Source organism: Exobacillus caeni (assembly GCF_005747095.1).
Classification (GTDB): domain Bacteria; phylum Bacillota; class Bacilli; order Bacillales; family Guptibacillaceae; genus Exobacillus; species Exobacillus caeni.
Genome location: NZ_SWLG01000031.1, coordinates 15,439 through 30,540 on the forward strand (window position 1 = coordinate 15,439; position 15,102 = coordinate 30,540).

General features: G+C 36.3%; 16 protein-coding genes. 2 read left to right on the plus strand and 14 right to left on the minus strand.

The features are described from left to right. Positions 1 to 60: 60 nt before the first annotated feature. The 4 genes from FCL54_RS24715 to FCL54_RS22600 form a co-directional block, all read right to left on the minus strand. Positions 61 to 687, minus strand: coding sequence for a C40 family peptidase (locus FCL54_RS24715; RefSeq protein ID WP_281281409.1), 627 nt, complete (start codon positions 685 to 687; stop codon positions 61 to 63). Positions 688 to 826: 139 nt separating this feature from the next. Beyond that, positions 827 to 1,672 (minus strand): Nmad3 family putative nucleotide modification protein, encoded by an 846-nt coding sequence (locus FCL54_RS22590; RefSeq protein ID WP_138129560.1) that lies wholly within the window; start codon positions 1,670 to 1,672, stop codon positions 827 to 829. A 171-nt stretch (positions 1,673 to 1,843) separates the two neighbouring features. After that, on the minus strand, positions 1,844 to 2,668 hold the full coding sequence (locus tag FCL54_RS22595; protein ID WP_138129561.1) for an alpha/beta fold hydrolase: 825 nt from the start codon (positions 2,666 to 2,668) through the stop codon (positions 1,844 to 1,846). A gap of 109 nt (positions 2,669 to 2,777) precedes the next feature. After that, positions 2,778 to 3,377 (minus strand): hypothetical protein, encoded by a 600-nt coding sequence (locus FCL54_RS22600; RefSeq protein WP_138129562.1) that lies wholly within the window; start codon positions 3,375 to 3,377, stop codon positions 2,778 to 2,780. A gap of 377 nt (positions 3,378 to 3,754) precedes the next feature. Here FCL54_RS22600 and FCL54_RS22605 point away from each other — a divergent pair, with 377 nt between their 5' ends. Beyond that, positions 3,755 to 4,054 (plus strand): DUF3817 domain-containing protein, encoded by a 300-nt coding sequence (locus FCL54_RS22605; RefSeq protein WP_246055428.1) that lies wholly within the window; start codon positions 3,755 to 3,757, stop codon positions 4,052 to 4,054. A 155-nt stretch (positions 4,055 to 4,209) separates the two neighbouring features. Here FCL54_RS22605 and FCL54_RS22610 read toward each other — a convergent pair whose 3' ends face one another. Further along, positions 4,210 to 5,532, minus strand: coding sequence for a DUF2254 domain-containing protein (locus tag FCL54_RS22610; RefSeq protein WP_138129563.1), 1,323 nt, complete (start codon positions 5,530 to 5,532; stop codon positions 4,210 to 4,212). A gap of 165 nt (positions 5,533 to 5,697) precedes the next feature. Here FCL54_RS22610 and FCL54_RS22615 point away from each other — a divergent pair, with 165 nt between their 5' ends. Then, positions 5,698 to 5,901 carry a hypothetical protein gene (locus FCL54_RS22615; protein ID WP_138129564.1) on the plus strand — a complete coding sequence of 68 codons (204 nt, stop codon included), beginning with the start codon at positions 5,698 to 5,700 and terminating at the stop codon, positions 5,899 to 5,901. 47 nt (positions 5,902 to 5,948) lie between these two features. Here FCL54_RS22615 and FCL54_RS22620 read toward each other — a convergent pair whose 3' ends face one another. From FCL54_RS22620 to FCL54_RS22660, 9 genes are all read right to left on the minus strand, one after another. Continuing rightward, the gene (locus FCL54_RS22620) at positions 5,949 to 7,181 is read right to left on the minus strand and encodes a hemolysin family protein (RefSeq protein WP_246055430.1); all 1,233 of its coding nucleotides are present in this window, start codon (positions 7,179 to 7,181) and stop codon (positions 5,949 to 5,951) included. Between the two features lie 140 nt (positions 7,182 to 7,321). Then, positions 7,322 to 7,966, minus strand: coding sequence for an SDR family oxidoreductase (locus tag FCL54_RS22625; RefSeq protein WP_138129574.1), 645 nt, complete (start codon positions 7,964 to 7,966; stop codon positions 7,322 to 7,324). 80 nt (positions 7,967 to 8,046) lie between these two features. Further along, on the minus strand, positions 8,047 to 8,535 hold the full coding sequence (locus FCL54_RS22630) for a YqeG family HAD IIIA-type phosphatase (protein WP_138129566.1): 489 nt from the start codon (positions 8,533 to 8,535) through the stop codon (positions 8,047 to 8,049). Between the two features lie 214 nt (positions 8,536 to 8,749). Continuing rightward, on the minus strand, positions 8,750 to 10,030 hold the full coding sequence (locus tag FCL54_RS22635; RefSeq protein ID WP_138129567.1) for a DHH family phosphoesterase: 1,281 nt from the start codon (positions 10,028 to 10,030) through the stop codon (positions 8,750 to 8,752). A gap of 117 nt (positions 10,031 to 10,147) precedes the next feature. Continuing rightward, a complete protein-coding gene (locus tag FCL54_RS22640; protein WP_138129568.1) occupies positions 10,148 to 10,993 on the minus strand; it encodes a DegV family protein in 846 nt (281 codons plus the stop codon). Positions 10,994 to 11,274: 281 nt separating this feature from the next. Then, positions 11,275 to 11,754 (minus strand): CarD family transcriptional regulator, encoded by a 480-nt coding sequence (locus FCL54_RS22645; RefSeq protein WP_138129569.1) that lies wholly within the window; start codon positions 11,752 to 11,754, stop codon positions 11,275 to 11,277. A 418-nt stretch (positions 11,755 to 12,172) separates the two neighbouring features. Next, on the minus strand, positions 12,173 to 12,631 hold the full coding sequence (locus FCL54_RS24870; RefSeq protein ID WP_425467169.1) for a CBO0543 family protein: 459 nt from the start codon (positions 12,629 to 12,631) through the stop codon (positions 12,173 to 12,175). Then, positions 12,567 to 13,706 (minus strand): DUF2515 family protein, encoded by a 1,140-nt coding sequence (locus FCL54_RS22655; protein WP_138129570.1) that lies wholly within the window; start codon positions 13,704 to 13,706, stop codon positions 12,567 to 12,569. The genes FCL54_RS24870 and FCL54_RS22655 overlap by 65 nt, the downstream gene beginning before the upstream one ends. Before the next feature lie 352 nt (positions 13,707 to 14,058). Further along, entirely contained in the window at positions 14,059 to 14,880 is an 822-nt protein-coding gene (locus FCL54_RS22660) for a DUF5677 domain-containing protein (protein WP_138129571.1), read from the minus strand. Positions 14,881 to 15,102 lie beyond the last annotated feature (222 nt).

Genomic DNA, 15,102 nt, shown 5'->3' on the forward strand with positions numbered 1-15,102 from the left:
ATTTCAAAAAACATTTCAAAGTAAAGAGTGGGTAATCACCTGATCCCCACTCTTCCTTCATTATATCGTTTTAGCTCCAATATATCTTGGTGCCCAGTATGGATTGTCCATACTGCTTACTTCCACACCGTGTGAAGAGCCAGCATGGATGAACTGATTGTTTCCTGCGTAAATTCCGAGATGTGAAGGACCGGGTTTATACGTTTCAAAAAAAACAAGGTCTCCCACGTTTGGCGCTTTAATTGTTTTTCCGGATTCCCATATCGATTCTGCTGTACGTGGCACCTTTACTCCGTTTTCTTCAAAAACTTGTTGAATAAAACCACTGCAGTCGAAACCTTCTGGCGTCGTTCCTCCCCATAGATAAGGAACTCCTTTATATTTTTTAGCCGTTTCAATCAGCTTTTTAGAAAATGCTTTGTCTTTTTTTGAAATTGCAGCAAACGTATCAGGGCGAACGATGCCGTTTCGCTTGATTTCTGATGAACGTTTAAAATCTACCTTTGTATCTATAAAAACAGTTGGTTGGTTTTTATAATGAAATAAATTGTAATTATTGCTACTGTAATTATCAGTCAAATCCTGTTTCCTGTTACTAGTTTGATCATCGAACGCTGCTTCTCCTGAGATCGGGGCTAAGAATACTGTGGCTGTTAAAGTAATCGTTGCAATAACTTTTTTGAACAAGAAGTTATTCCCCCTACTGGTAATTTATGAGGTGTTTTCCTCAACTGATAGCAATCTTACAGGACAATCATCACAGGAGTATGTAAATCTAATTACAATAATATAACACTTTTACAATCTTTTTTACTATCATCTTTTTCTAGGTGATCTTCCCGGCATTGATCACTTCTTTTGCCCATTGTACAACTTCTTTATTGGATTCAACCACAAATTCCTGCCCCCTGGCAACAGAGAGAAAATAATCTTCTTTCCAGCGGGAGGCTTTATGGTAGCTGATCTTCACATTTCTAAAGAAATCGGGGAGGTCCCAGCAAGATTTCTTATAGCCTTCCTTTGATAACACTAACTTCTCATCAAAATCTAACGGACCGTATCCGGGGAGCGATGTATCCCAGGAAGCCTCTTCTCTTGCTATATATATTGTGTTGGTCGGAATTTTCCTTCTTCTCTCGATCAGATGTGGATGGGTTCTCATCCAGGAAGGAAAATCGTCTGCAGCAGCTGGTACATTAAGTATATCTGCCACTTGTAAATAGCCATAGATAATGTGTCTGCCCTGTTTATCTTGGGGGTCAAATACCAACTTTCCTTTCTTGCGTTTTGTTTTTCGAAACCACCCAAAGAAAAGGAAAAGATCATCTGCAGTTACACCCTGGTTTTCGAGATGCTTTTGGGCGGCTCCTCCCTGTCCAAATAATCCTCTCCACCCTGATTCTCTTTTTATCAATCGATTGTCTATATCAGGGTCTAAATGGCATTCTGTTTTCTTAGTTAGTTCCTCCCATTCTCCTGAAGCTTTTATAGATGGTTTTAAAGAGCGCATCACATCAAACAAGTTTGTAGTGTCTATTTTTAAATCATTGTAGAAGAGATTTGAGGCACTATCTGGAATAGGCAACGATGCCAGGGTATTATCAGGAAGAATCGGGCTTGGATAGCCTCCAGTTGATGAATCGAAGCCTTTTCTGCTGAGTATCACCTTCATAAAAGCACCTTCTTTTCAATGTTTTTAGAATCAGTGACGCTCTATACCATCCTAAATATATTAATTACTTTTGCAAGTTACTTCTACTAAAAAGGCCGTGGCAATTTTTTATCAAAACAAAAAGGAAGGCTAATATAAAAGCCTTCTCTGTATTTTCGTTTTGTGAAGAACTTAACAGTTGTTGCTAGCCTGAAAGTTTTTTGGAGCTGTTTTAGAAGTCCTTTCTCCTACTCTTTTAATGAAATCTAATGTTACTTCATTAAAGCTTTCTGGCTGGTCTATATTGCATACATGTCCGCTGTCTTTAAGGCAGGTTAACCCGAGCTCTTTTTGTTTCCTTACGAGTTCTTTAACAGGTGCTAAAAATAGATGGTCTTCTTCTCCCATAACAAATAATGTTGGAATTCCTTTAGTATCCACTTGTAAATGCCTTAAATAAGGATTTAAAGACTTGGTAAGGGTAAACCAGCGGATAAACTCTTTTTGGCACATCTTTTTTGCTTGTTTGACAAAAGCATAGCGTGATTCTGAATGTGTTGCACGAGGCATAATGATCCATGCAAATAACTTATAAAGCCACATAAACGGCAAGATATATTTGAAGGTATGGCCTATTGTGAGTAAAAACTTGGTTCGTCCGTCAAGCTGTATTACAGCTCCGCCTAAAATCATAGAGCTAACACGTTCGGGATGGTTACGGCTGAGCGTCTGGACAACGATCGTGCCCAATGAAATACCAATAAAATGGGAAAAACGAATTGTTAAGTGATCCAAAACTTCGAGTACATCCTCAGAAATTTGAAGAAACGTATCTCCTTTTTTCCATTTTGCTTTTTGTGAGTTACCGTGCCCGCGCAAATCAATACACACCACGTTGTAATGTTTTTTATATTGCTTTATTTGTTTGTACCAAATGCTAGAACTCCCTCCAGCTCCATGGATAAAAGTTACCCATTCTCTTGAAGGATCGCTAGCGTAGACTCTGTAATGCAGCATCCAGGTTAGTACCTCTCATTCATTGTTTATCTATGATGTTCATGTTTGTACATGCCCTAAAACTATACTTATATAACAATGTGAACTATGCTATTCCTTTTTTAAAAATTCACTGGCTTTTTTCGGACTTCTCTAATTCTTCAGTAATCCATTCAAGTTCTTCTTTCATTTTTATCGACTGTTTTCCGTTAACCTCTATTCTTCGACCATCTATGTTTAAAGCAAAGGGTTGTCCGCTCTTGCTGATGGCCTGGGCAAGCCGGCGTAACTTCTCAGCACTGTAAGCACCTTCACGAATTTTCCTTCCAGCAATACTGCTAATGATGCAGCGGTCATCATGCAGCCTCCATGATATAATGCTATCTTCTTCCTGTTCTTGTTCTAATTCATCAACAGAAATAAATATTACGGAAATTTCAATACGATAAGGCACACCATCACTAGTCAAATCGTTACGATCGATCGAGACCTTTTCAAGCGAAGCGGTTGCTTCCGGAAATTCAATGCCTTTTTCATACGCGAATAGAATAGAGTTTTTTAGCAACTCCTTCGCTTCAAACATAATGTTTCCCCTATCAGAATGAACTGCACTTGCAGGGATGTTGTGATGCAGCAAATCAGGATAGGTTATATGTATTTGGAAATCGTTTTCTTTTTTCGATGAAGATTCAAAATAAAAGACTGCAGGAAAAGCATATCCTTTTTCCATATATAATCGTCCCCTTGTAATGAAGTCTATCTAAAATAGTTCGTATATAAGACTCATATTAGTCCGTTTTTACCTCTTCAATTAATTTCTTAATATCTCATACAGTATGTAAAAATTTAAGTTCTTAATTCATAATAAATTATTGCAGGTAAATATACTTTGTTGCTCCTCTTTCCCTCTTCCCTAAGGGGAGATAGGTCTAAACAACTATTAGTCTTTTTCTATTTAGCGTTGCATCATGTCAGGCTTATGTTGGTAGGTTATAGTGTTAATAGGGCAAGTGTCAAATAATTTTTATATTTTCAATATTGCTTATGAGAGATCCTTGTTATAATTATCTTTGTGTATGAAAAAACTTGATAGTAGGAAGTGATTATTTGTTTAAAAATCCGGTAGAAACTTTTCGTATGATCGGTTTTGCAGAAGGGATTTCCTTTCTTGTTCTTCTTGGAATAGCGATGCCTTTAAAGTATATGCTGAATATGCCGCTGGCTGTTATGATTGTTGGAGCTCTTCATGGGGGACTGTTTGTACTTTATATAATAGCAATTGTTTATATGAAATTTGCCCATCGCTGGTCTTTCCTAAAATCCTTTTTAGCAGCACTCTCTTCTGTTCTTCCTTTTGGGCCGTTTATATTCGATGCAAAACTTCTGAGAAACCAGGTTAATAGTTAATAGTTATAACGCTCCATTCATGAGAATAGCGTGAGTATGATCAATCTAATCCACACAATAAATCTGTTCTATCTCTCTTGATAAAGTGTTAATTAGTAACCTGTATAAAAACAAAGAAAGACTGCTGCTTAGTTCAGCAGTCTTTTCGTTTCTTATCACAATCGATCTTCATTCCAAAATCGATTTTCTTTTTCACAAGTTATCGCCAATTTGCTTAAGGTTTCATTCACCAGTTGTTTATCCAGTTCATGTAAATGTTTTGTATTGATCGCCGTTAGGATATAATCATGGAATTTCCATACTTCATTTTTGATTTCCCTTTTCTGGTTCTCCGCGATGATTGTTAATGATTCTAGAACTCCATTCATTACAGAGACATCATTTCTCCCATAAATTCTAATTTGATAAAAGGCTTTGTATAAATATTCCTGGAATGTTTTTGTATTGATTATCACTCTAAGATTATTTTCCTCATCAAATAAATATCTTGCCGGAGGTTGTTTTTTTGCTGTTACCGCAAGTACAGTACCGATTCTGTTTGTACAGTTAATGGCAGTATGCGGATCGTTGATAGCCGGTGAAACAGCTCTTAATGCAATTTCAACAAGCTTCTGTATAGAAAATTCAGCATCCTGAATAGATGATTGATTGCTTCCGATGACGATAGTAGGCAAAATATTTTCGAAATCAACATCACTATATTCATCAGTCCAGCAAGTAGCCAGTAAAGTTCCTTTTCGAACATATTGGCCTACCTTTGCATTAAGCTTAATAACAATACTAGAATTTGAAGCTTCTTTTACAAGTTGTGAGAATTTTACATACTCCACATATCCATTCTTATCAGAATAAATTAACAACTTATTTTTCTTAAGTAATTCTGCCTCTTTTTCATCTTCTATTTCTGCTTTATGCTTAACTGAGTTAAGACCTTCATCATCATTAATTTTATCTACTGACTTTTTCATTATTTCTGAAATCAAGTTATTTACCTGTATCCATCTTGCTGAGTGGTTGATGAACAAAATGAAAAAGATCAGACAGCAAATAGCGACAATGAGTGTAATAAGTGGAGTGATTAAAACGGTGTTATTTTCACCCGATAAAAGAAACATATTTAAAAGAGCGAATAAAAAACCGGATACAAATACACCCAGTACATGCTGTGTGAATTTATCAGAAATAAAATTCTGTAACGCACGAGGAGAAAACTGAGAAGAATAGGTTGTCAAGACAACCATAATAGTTGAGAAACTGATTGTAGTCATGGTCAGGATTGCAGTGATCAGCGGTCCGTAAAGTTGTTTGGCAATGGCATTGGACGCAAGTAATAGTTCTGGTATGTAACGCTTCCATTCAATCATGGAAAAATCAAACCATGCACCTACAGAAACAAACAGGATCGTGCAAAGGCTATAAACAACTGGAATAAACCAAAAACTGTTTTTAATCTTAAAGAATAGTTTTTGTTTTTTCATTGACTCATCCTTTTTAGCTTCTAATCCAGCAATGTATAAATTTTTACCCCTAATTCCCTTTTACTAAACAGCCAGAAATCTAAGGGCAAACTTACAATAAGATTATTCCTTCCTGATTAGGGAAAAGGTATAAAAAGAAATAACTTGTGAAAGGGAGGTATTAGAATGGAGAATAATCTTATAAAGGAAAGATATGAGAGGCACTTGAATGAACAGGGTGTTCCCCATCATGAAAAAGCCTCGAACGGGGGAAGGATACCAGATGATGAATCTTATGGAACATGGCTTATGGAGAATGATCCAGATGCATTTGATGTGGGTTTTAGCGAATTTATGTTGAAAAATGATATGATTCAAGACGGCGGTTAAGCACTTAAAAGAAGCAGGCATTTAAACATTACCTGCTTCTTTTATCGTTATTCTTCACCATCCTCGATCGTTTGCTTCGTAAAGCTGACCTGTCTGATCCTTTTATTTTCTACCTTTCTTACTTCTACATGAAGATGATGATAATCAAATTCGTCTCCCTGCTCTGGTATATAACCAAGCTCTCTATATACAAATCCTGAAACAATATCTTCGTTTTCCGGTATCCTTGTTTTAAATACCTCGTTTAATCGTCTTAATGGCAAATTGCCATGGCATACGATTCGATCATCGGTTACTTCATCGATCAACACTTCATCTTCCGGATCCTCAAGTTCCTGGCTGATCATCACTTCGATAATATCTTCGCTAGTAATCAAGCCGTGTGTACCTCCATATTCATCTATTACAATTGCCATCCGTTTTTTCTCTTGCAACATTTGCTTGAACACCTTTTCAATGGAGGCAGATTCTACTACGAATAATGCTCGTTCAATATATTCTTCAAGCTTTGCTTCCGGGTTAGCCGACCACTTTGAAAGTGCTTTTGAATGGAAAATCCCTGTTATGTTATCAAGGCTGCCTTCAAAAACAGGAAAACGATTATGACTGCTCTCTAAAATGATTTTTCTCGTTTCCTCATAAGTTGCATCCGCTGGAATTCCTGTAATATCAAGACGCGGAGCTTTCATGGCGTCCAATACATTACGGTTATAGAAATTTATAACCCCTTTAAGCCGGTTTGACTCTTCTCTTTCAAATGTACCTTCCATCGATGCTATTTCAATCATTGTTTTTAATTCTTCTCTGGAAAAAGAAGCTTTTTCCTTGTCTCCTTTAGAAATAAGATTAATGATTAGATCTGTGAATTTGGATAATAACCATGTGAGCGGCGTTAGCAGCCAGATCAGTCCCCCGATGATAGGTGCAACAATGTAGGCAATTTTATTGGCGAAGGTAGCTGCTATCGATTTTGGGGTCACTTCTGCAAAGATAATAAGTATAACCGTTAAAATTCCGGTTGCAATCCCAACGCTGAAGTCATATTGAAGTGCTACCATCGTAACTAAAGTTGGTAAAAGAACGTTTGAAATGTTGTTTCCGATCAAAATACTCGTTATCATTCGATCTGGTTCTGAAATCATATCAAGCAGTTTTTCCGATCTTTTATCACCTTTTTCTGCTTTTGATTTTACCTTCATTTTATTGACTGCAGTTAAAGCTGTTTCACTTCCCGATAAAAATCCGGAAACAAGTATGAGAATAGCAATAAGTATAAGCAATAGCAAACCCTCCCGTGACATATCTACTATTAATCCTCTACCCTAAAGTCAGAGAGTTATAACAGTGTTACGGAAGGAAAACACTGAAAGCCAACCGCAAAACAATTTCGTTTTGAATTGGCTTTCTCATAATTTTGCATTTAGATGTTTTTTAAAGCCTTATTTATTGGCGTCTCCCCTGAAACGAGATCAAAAGCACGCTTATATGTGTTCTCCTCATCAAGAGATGCTACGACTACTTTAGCAACGTCTTCTCTTGGAACGGAGCCTCTACCTAACTTATCTCCCACAGAAACTTTTCCTGTACCTGTTTCATTTAACAGTCCTCCTGGACGTACGATCGTATAATTTAAGTCAGTTGACTCCAGGAAAATATCGGCATAGTGTTTTGCAACGTAATAAGGCTTGATTGCTTCATTCCAATTTTTACGGTTATTTGCCTGAAGAGCACTAACCATTACAAACCGTTTGACACCTGCTTTTTCAGCTGCCTCCATTGTTTTTACCGCACCATCAAGGTCAATTAAAAGCGTTTTATCGTATCCTGTTTTTCCTCCTGAACCTGCTGTGAACACAATCGCATCGCATCCCTTTGCAGATTCTGCAATTTCTCCTGCGTCTCCTTCAAGGTCAACTACAGCAGTGTCGGCACCCATCTCTTTGAATTCGCTTGCCTGCTCTTCTTTACGAACCATTGCTTTTACTGAATGGTCGTTACTGTCAATTAACAGTTTTACAAGATAGCGGCCGATTTGCCCATTTGCTCCTACAACAAATACATGCACCAATACCAGACCCCTTTCGTGTACTCCTTTAAATATTTCAAACTAGAACACATCGTATCAATGATTGGAACTGATAATATCTACTTTATCCCCCAGTGTTTCAGCAATCTGTCTTGAAGTGCCCATATTCCTTTCTTGAAAGCAGGAGCATTTCTTTCCACTGGATCCAATTGAAGTAATGTTTTTATTCCTAAACGACGACCGCAAAGAATATCCGTAAAAAGCTGGTCGCCAATTATAATCACATTTTCTCTATTCGCTTTTTCTTCTTTCAGGAACCTTTTGATCACTTTAACTCTCGGTTTTTTGCATTTACTTAACGCTCGAATTCCGAATTGATCCTGAAATTTTTCAACTCTTTCTGAACTGCTATTAGATGTGCCGACAACTTTTGTTCCAGTGTTTTGTACATGGTCAAGCCATCCTTTTAAATCCTGGCTTCCCTGCTGGTGATATGGTACCAGGGTATTATCTATATCCGCCAATATAAGAGTTATATTATTGTCATATAACCATTCATCCTTAATATTAGTAAATCGCTTTGTATAAAAATGTGGTTTTAACATCATTATATAAGCCTCTTTTTCGTTTAGTTTCTTTTAAAGAAGTTCCCCTTGAATATATTCAATAAACAACAGAAGGAGCATTCGACTAATAAAAAAAGAGCCTTTTGTTAAAAATCAAAAGGCTTAAAGAATTAAGCGTGTTACAAGCATGAGAGATCTAGTCATTCCCTTATGGCAAAATAAAATAAAGTGACCCATTTTAAAGGCCACTTTATCATCACCGGTATAAAGTTTTTCCATCCTCATGGTCGTCTTTGGAAGGATAGGCAAATGTTTTGTCGTTCATTTCTGCGGTTTCTTCCCAGGAATACATCTTTTTTTTCATTGTCATAACATTCTCCATTAAAAATTCAACATATCCCTCATCCCTTACAAGCCAAGCGGAATGATTTCTCTTCACATATCGTTCAGCATCTACAAAATATGAAAAAGATTCATTAATATGCAAGCCGTCCCATTCTATAATCCATTCTTCATCTGTGATTGGGAAAATAAAAAACTTTTCTTCTTCCCTGTTTTCATACAACACTCCACGATTGGACTCTTTCAAGTTATATATGTTTTTAAAAGCATCCGGTCTCATTGGTTCAAGGTGAAAAACGTCAGCTAGAAATAAATGGTACGCATCTTCTGTCAAAGGACAGCCTGAAGCTTTGGCATGGCCTCCACCTCCAAATTGGTTCGCAACTTCGGATACATCTATATTATTATGGATGGTGCGAAGGCTTATTTTTTTTCCTCCTACATTGATGATAGCTATGTAATCTAAATGGGGGCATGTTTTACCCAGTTCATTCCCCAGTTCAGAATGATAAGATTCTGCATGTACTATTCCTACACAGTGGCCATCAATAAATGTTTGTACCATTTCGCGTTTCTTCTTTCTAAGGTAACGTTCGATTTTGTTTTCTTCCATATCGAGAATTTTTTCCTCAAAGTCATCCAGCGTAAAGCTTTCCCGGCTCAGTATTCGCTCGACCATTCGCTCTTCAAATTCCTCGATCGAAATCATGAAAAAGAGATCATTTAATCGTTTGGCCTCATTGTTATCATTCATTTCCCATTCCCACGTGTCATACTGCCGGACTAATTCTACAAATTCGTCCAGAGTTCTGGTTGGCTCGATTTTATTATTCTCCTTTAAATATCCATACAAAAGCGAAGTTGCACATGCCAACCTGCCATCCTCATATTCCACGGTCACTTCGCCCCATTCGTACTTATTAAAGTGAAGTGCAGTTTTGTGGTGGTCGATAAGCTTTGCTTCGCCTCCGCTTTTCACAAAGTCTTCGATCCGCTTTTCATTTTCTTCATTTACGGATAAATCGGAAATAAACAAGTAGTCATCCTTATGATTTCTTTCAAAAAAACGTTCGATCTGATAGTTTAACCCTCCAATAGAGTTATATCGAACTAAAACCTCTGGTCCAAATGCGATTTTCGCGATGATACCACACCCAACACCGTCTAAGTCATTATGTGAATACAATCGATACACGCTTACTAATCCCTCCTCTGCATTATGGTTAGTATGCTCTAGGAGAAAGTTATTATGGGATGTTTGAGAAGAAAATAGGAAAAAGAGACCTTAAGTTACAAAGGCCTCTATATTTGCTTAACTTTTAATCCAGCTTAATCCCATCGTTCCCTGCCCAGTATGTGCACCTGCAATCGGGCTTAACATGGTTGTTACAAAACGAATGTCTGGATAAAGGCTTTCTAATTCTTGCTTCCATCTTTCCGCTCTCTCTTCATCATTGGCATGAAGAACACTTGCTTCCGTTACCCCGTTTGAAGCTTCTTCAAAAATATCAAACAACCGCTTTTTAAGTTTTTTAGCTGTACGAATCTTTTCTGACATGATAGCTTTTCCATTTTCAAACTTGATGATCACCTTAAGTTTGATCAAGTTAGCGATAAGAGCTTGTGAACCTGATACCCTGCCGCCTTTATTCAACTGCTGAAGGCTTCCTGGTACCAGATAAAGTTGGGCCTTATCGGGAAGAGAATCAAGATATGCTGTGATCTCGTCATAGCTTCTACCTTCTTGCTGGAGTCTGATTCCTTCTCTTACCATTCTTCCCAGCGGATAAGATCCCACTTTTGAGTCGATAACTTTCACTTCTATATCAGACATATCAGCTGCTGTAACAGATCCCTGATAAGTTCCGGTCAGTGCAGAGCTTGCATGAATAGCGATAACCTTGGAATAGTTTTCTTTTATATTATTATAAAGCTCAACAAATTCTCCTAAAGCTGGCTGTGAGGTTGTCGGAAGGTCTTTGCTTTCAGTAAGCTTTATGTAAAATTCCTCAGCAGTTAAATCTATTTCCTCTTTGTATGATTTTTGTCCGAACAAGATATATAGAGGTATAACAAAAATGTTGTTTTCCTTAATAAACTCCCTGTCTAATGAACAAGTGCTGTCTGTAACCCAGGCGATTTTTTCTTTGTTTGCCATATGTATTCTCCTAACTGTTCTTGTGTTCTGACTTTATTATAAAAGTTTTTTGTAATAGATGAAATAACCAATCGTATTATAAATTAAACTATGTTTATCCATAATGAATTGTTTCTGATTTTTACTATCGGGACAACGAAGTGATGTCTCTATTTTCTTCCAAGGATGTCCGCATGCGTTCCCGAAAATACATTTTGCATTCAAATAAAAAATCAACAACGTTTGGCTCATATAGAAATTAATTAAAAAACCACTTCATGTAGCTGAAGTGGTTTTAGTAACTATACTTCTATGGCTTCTTTAAGTAAGGATGTTGCTTCATCATAAGCAATATCCTTCACAAGCATGAGTTCGCTGATAAAAAGCTGTTGGGCGTTATCAAGCATTTTTTTATCCTGGGTTCCCAGCTTTTTTGTCTTGCTTAAAACGGTTAACGTCCGAATTACTTCTACACCTTGATGAATATCGCCGGTTTTTAGCTTATTTAAGTTGTCCCGGTATCGATGTTTCGGATTTTCTGAAGGATCAAAATCTTCATCTTTTAACGTGCTTAGAAGTTCTTCCAAAGAATCAGCATCGATTGGGCCACGGATTCCAAGATCCAGTGCTTTTTCAACAGGTATCATAACTTGTATGTTATTGACAAGGGTGCTGATCACGTAGTATTTAACTGTCTCACCGAGTATCTCTTTATCTTCAATACCTTTAACAATACTCGCACCATGCATTGGATAAACAATTTTCTCTCCTACTTCAAACAAAAGAACACCCCCGAATAGTTTACTTCATTTCCATTATAACACATTTATCACGAAATATAAAATTTAAATTTTATCATAACCTTTTTCCTAATGTCAATAAACTAACAGGCTAAAAAGTTAAAAAATTTTGAATTTTTAGCCGTATTTATTCCAACATCAGTTATATGTTTGAAGACAGATTCAGACCAAACTTCCATAGAAGGTCTACTCAATTTAAATTTTGCAAACGGTTCTTTTGGAAATAGAGAATTAAGATGAAGCCTGTTTTAATGAACCCCCAATGAAAAAGAGGTCAACCAGAGATATTAAAGAAGCGTAATCCACGATAAGTCTGGTAGATGGGACAGTTAGAGTTCCCAACGCTCACAGTATAACTCTTCCTATAGAGAGATTTAATCGCCATCCCTGCCCCACTACTTCATTGGCCACTTTTAAACATATTATAAATTCTCCAGATTACGGAAAAGAAGATAATATATCCAATAAAAGAATAGAAATGCTCCCAACTTTCACTGTGCTTAAACCATCCGAAATTTTCAGATATGTTTTCTGCAAAACAGAATATCAAAGACAAAAAAACAATGAAGGTCCTTCGTTCCATTTTGCTCATACTGCTCAAAAAATACAGAGTAACTAATGTTATAACCGGCAATCCCAATAGTGTAAAAGCGACGTTAATATTAAAAATAGTCGGAAACGGCCGATTTGGAAAAAAGTATATTCCATTACCTACAAAAAACAAGTCTAAATATGTTCCAATCAAAGATGCAGCGATCATCCCGGCAACAAGAGGGGATAAGTTCAATCTACTATTAAAAAAAGGTTTCTTTAGCGAATGCCGCAAGTTCAATTTTTTTGAGGGTTTCACAGTAGTCATCTTCAACCTCCCCACTTACCTTTCCAATATCATCAAAATACCTAATAATCTTCCAATCATGAAACCAATCACCAGTTTCTGCCTTTTTATGAGATGCATTTGGCCAAGCATATTGAAGTGACGGACTATAAATCCGGGTTGCATCTTTTCTCAATCGGCAATTTTTAATCTTTAGCTTAGGGATCCGAGACGGATTATCTTCATTTATATCATTAAACAAATGTGGCCAATAGTCTTTTCGAGAGCCGGTATGCGGATTGATTTTTGACCATTTAAATATATTTTTTAAATTTTCTGGATGAAACAAAACTGCATACAAGCGTTTCCCTAATAATATTCTTTCATGGAGAGAATCAAATCTATGTAGCGTTTGGCCGATTAATGGATGTGATAGATTGGCGTTATAAAAAGGGAAAAGGATATGATTTAAACTTAGAATATCTTGTAATTTAAACTCTATTTTTTCAAAAACGTTTTTATGAAAAATCTCATTTTGAATCACCCTTTTTTCCAAATAACTTTGTTCATTAATAATAAGGGCGATTGCTAGTACATAACTGTCACGATACTTCCAAAAATTATTCCATACTGCTTCCATAAATTCTGAAACATTTAAAAATGAAAGCAGGTAAAATAAATTTCGATTTCGTTTTAAACTTTCTTTATATAGTAGAAATTGTGGATAAACATCCTGAAAAATGAGCCAGTTTCCCCGTTCCAGAAACCCAAAAAAATCTATTTGCTCTTGTTTATTTAACAGTTTAGAAAAGAACTCACCCTTTAGATCAGTCATGTTCCAACCGCCGTTCCTTGATACCATATGACCGAGAAACGACCAGTGGATTTCAGGATGAAAACTATAAATATCAAAATATGCTTTTGTTCTCGTTATATTGTTTTCATTTTTAATATTAGTCTGTATTCTTATTTGGTTTAAAAGCTTACTTTCTTCACTTGATAAATGATCTTTTTTAACAAATGCCTTCCCATTGCTCCTTTTTTTCAAGTCATCTTTCAATTTAAGGAGAGCAAGAGATGCAGACTTCGTTTTCACCTTCTTTTTTAGGCAAAAAATAACCCATCCCCCCTCTTTTCTATATTGCTATCATATTATAGTGACGTGAAATAGATGAATTGATTTATAACTTTCCTCTTAATGGAAGGGGTGCATTTGATGGAGTTATTAATTGATCAGGAAATGGAGCGTTTCATAGGAGGATTTGCTATGTTGATAAGGTCTGGTTTCGGTAAGTATGATGCGGGGAACGTATACATTCTAAAGAGAGGTTAAAAGATAAAAAAATAAATAGGTCCCGGATAATAAACGAGGGAAACCATGCCAAAGTGAAAATAAGAAATGTTCTCATTATGGCAAGGTTCCCCCCTATTTCCGGGCTAACTGGGGATACAAAGCTCCGGAATATTATTTATTCACTAACTTGCCTTGAATAAAGCTTCAGATCTTCTGGAGAAAAATATTCTGTTATTTTTAAGGTTAGTATTTTGAAAAAACGAGTTCCAAAGTGGATATGGGTTTCGAGTTCTTCTTCTGACCTAAGCTTTAAAAAATCAAGATCCATTTCCGTGTGATGGGTTGATCTTAAGGCGGTAAATCCATGTGCTTCAATGGAAAATGCCGAATAGAAATGTTCGTAGATAAATAGCACATCAAGTTCTTTTGATAATTCTTTAAGATTTTTTGGTCCATAAAATAAAGAATACCAGGCTGGATTTACGTGATCAGCATTCATAATGCCTTTAACCGTATTCCATTCCTCAATAACTTCTGTAAAAATCGGATCGTTTAAATCATCCTTGTGGATCTCGATAATTTCAAAAAATTTTTCTGTAGTCTCTGGAGAGGTAGACGAAAATGACAGAACCTCTTCTGCTACATCTATTTCTTCCTTAGCGAATCCCAGGTAATACGATAATGCTCGCTGTTTTATTTTCGAGTCCTCGCTTAGTATGTATTCCAAGCCAAGAAAACTTTCGAAAACGGATCGTAGCGTTACCGTCGCAGCACTTTTAGATCTATGCTGAATCAACAAAACTAATCCGTCAAGCTGTTCAAGAAACTTTTTATAATAAGCGATAATTATAAGGTCATGCTGTTTCAGCTTTCTGTTTGTTTTATGGATATCCAGTAAAAGATTTGTTCCTAATGTAACGTATTCCTCTAACTTTTCAATTTTCGCTTCTATCGCTAATTTTTCTATTCCATGACTATATTTTTCATCATATACCAATTCTTTGCCCCTCCTACAACGGATTTATTACATAAATTACCACAAAATAACTAAGGTGAATCCACTTTTAGAAAAAAAGAAAGAGGCTGGGACATAAATAAGATGTTCAAGTTAAAAAACGAATGATTTAGAATCAACAAGTATAGAATGTTAATTTTCAATAGATTTATCTTCCTTTGTAGCTAGTAGGAGTAATGCAAACCGCTTCGGCAGAATACTTCG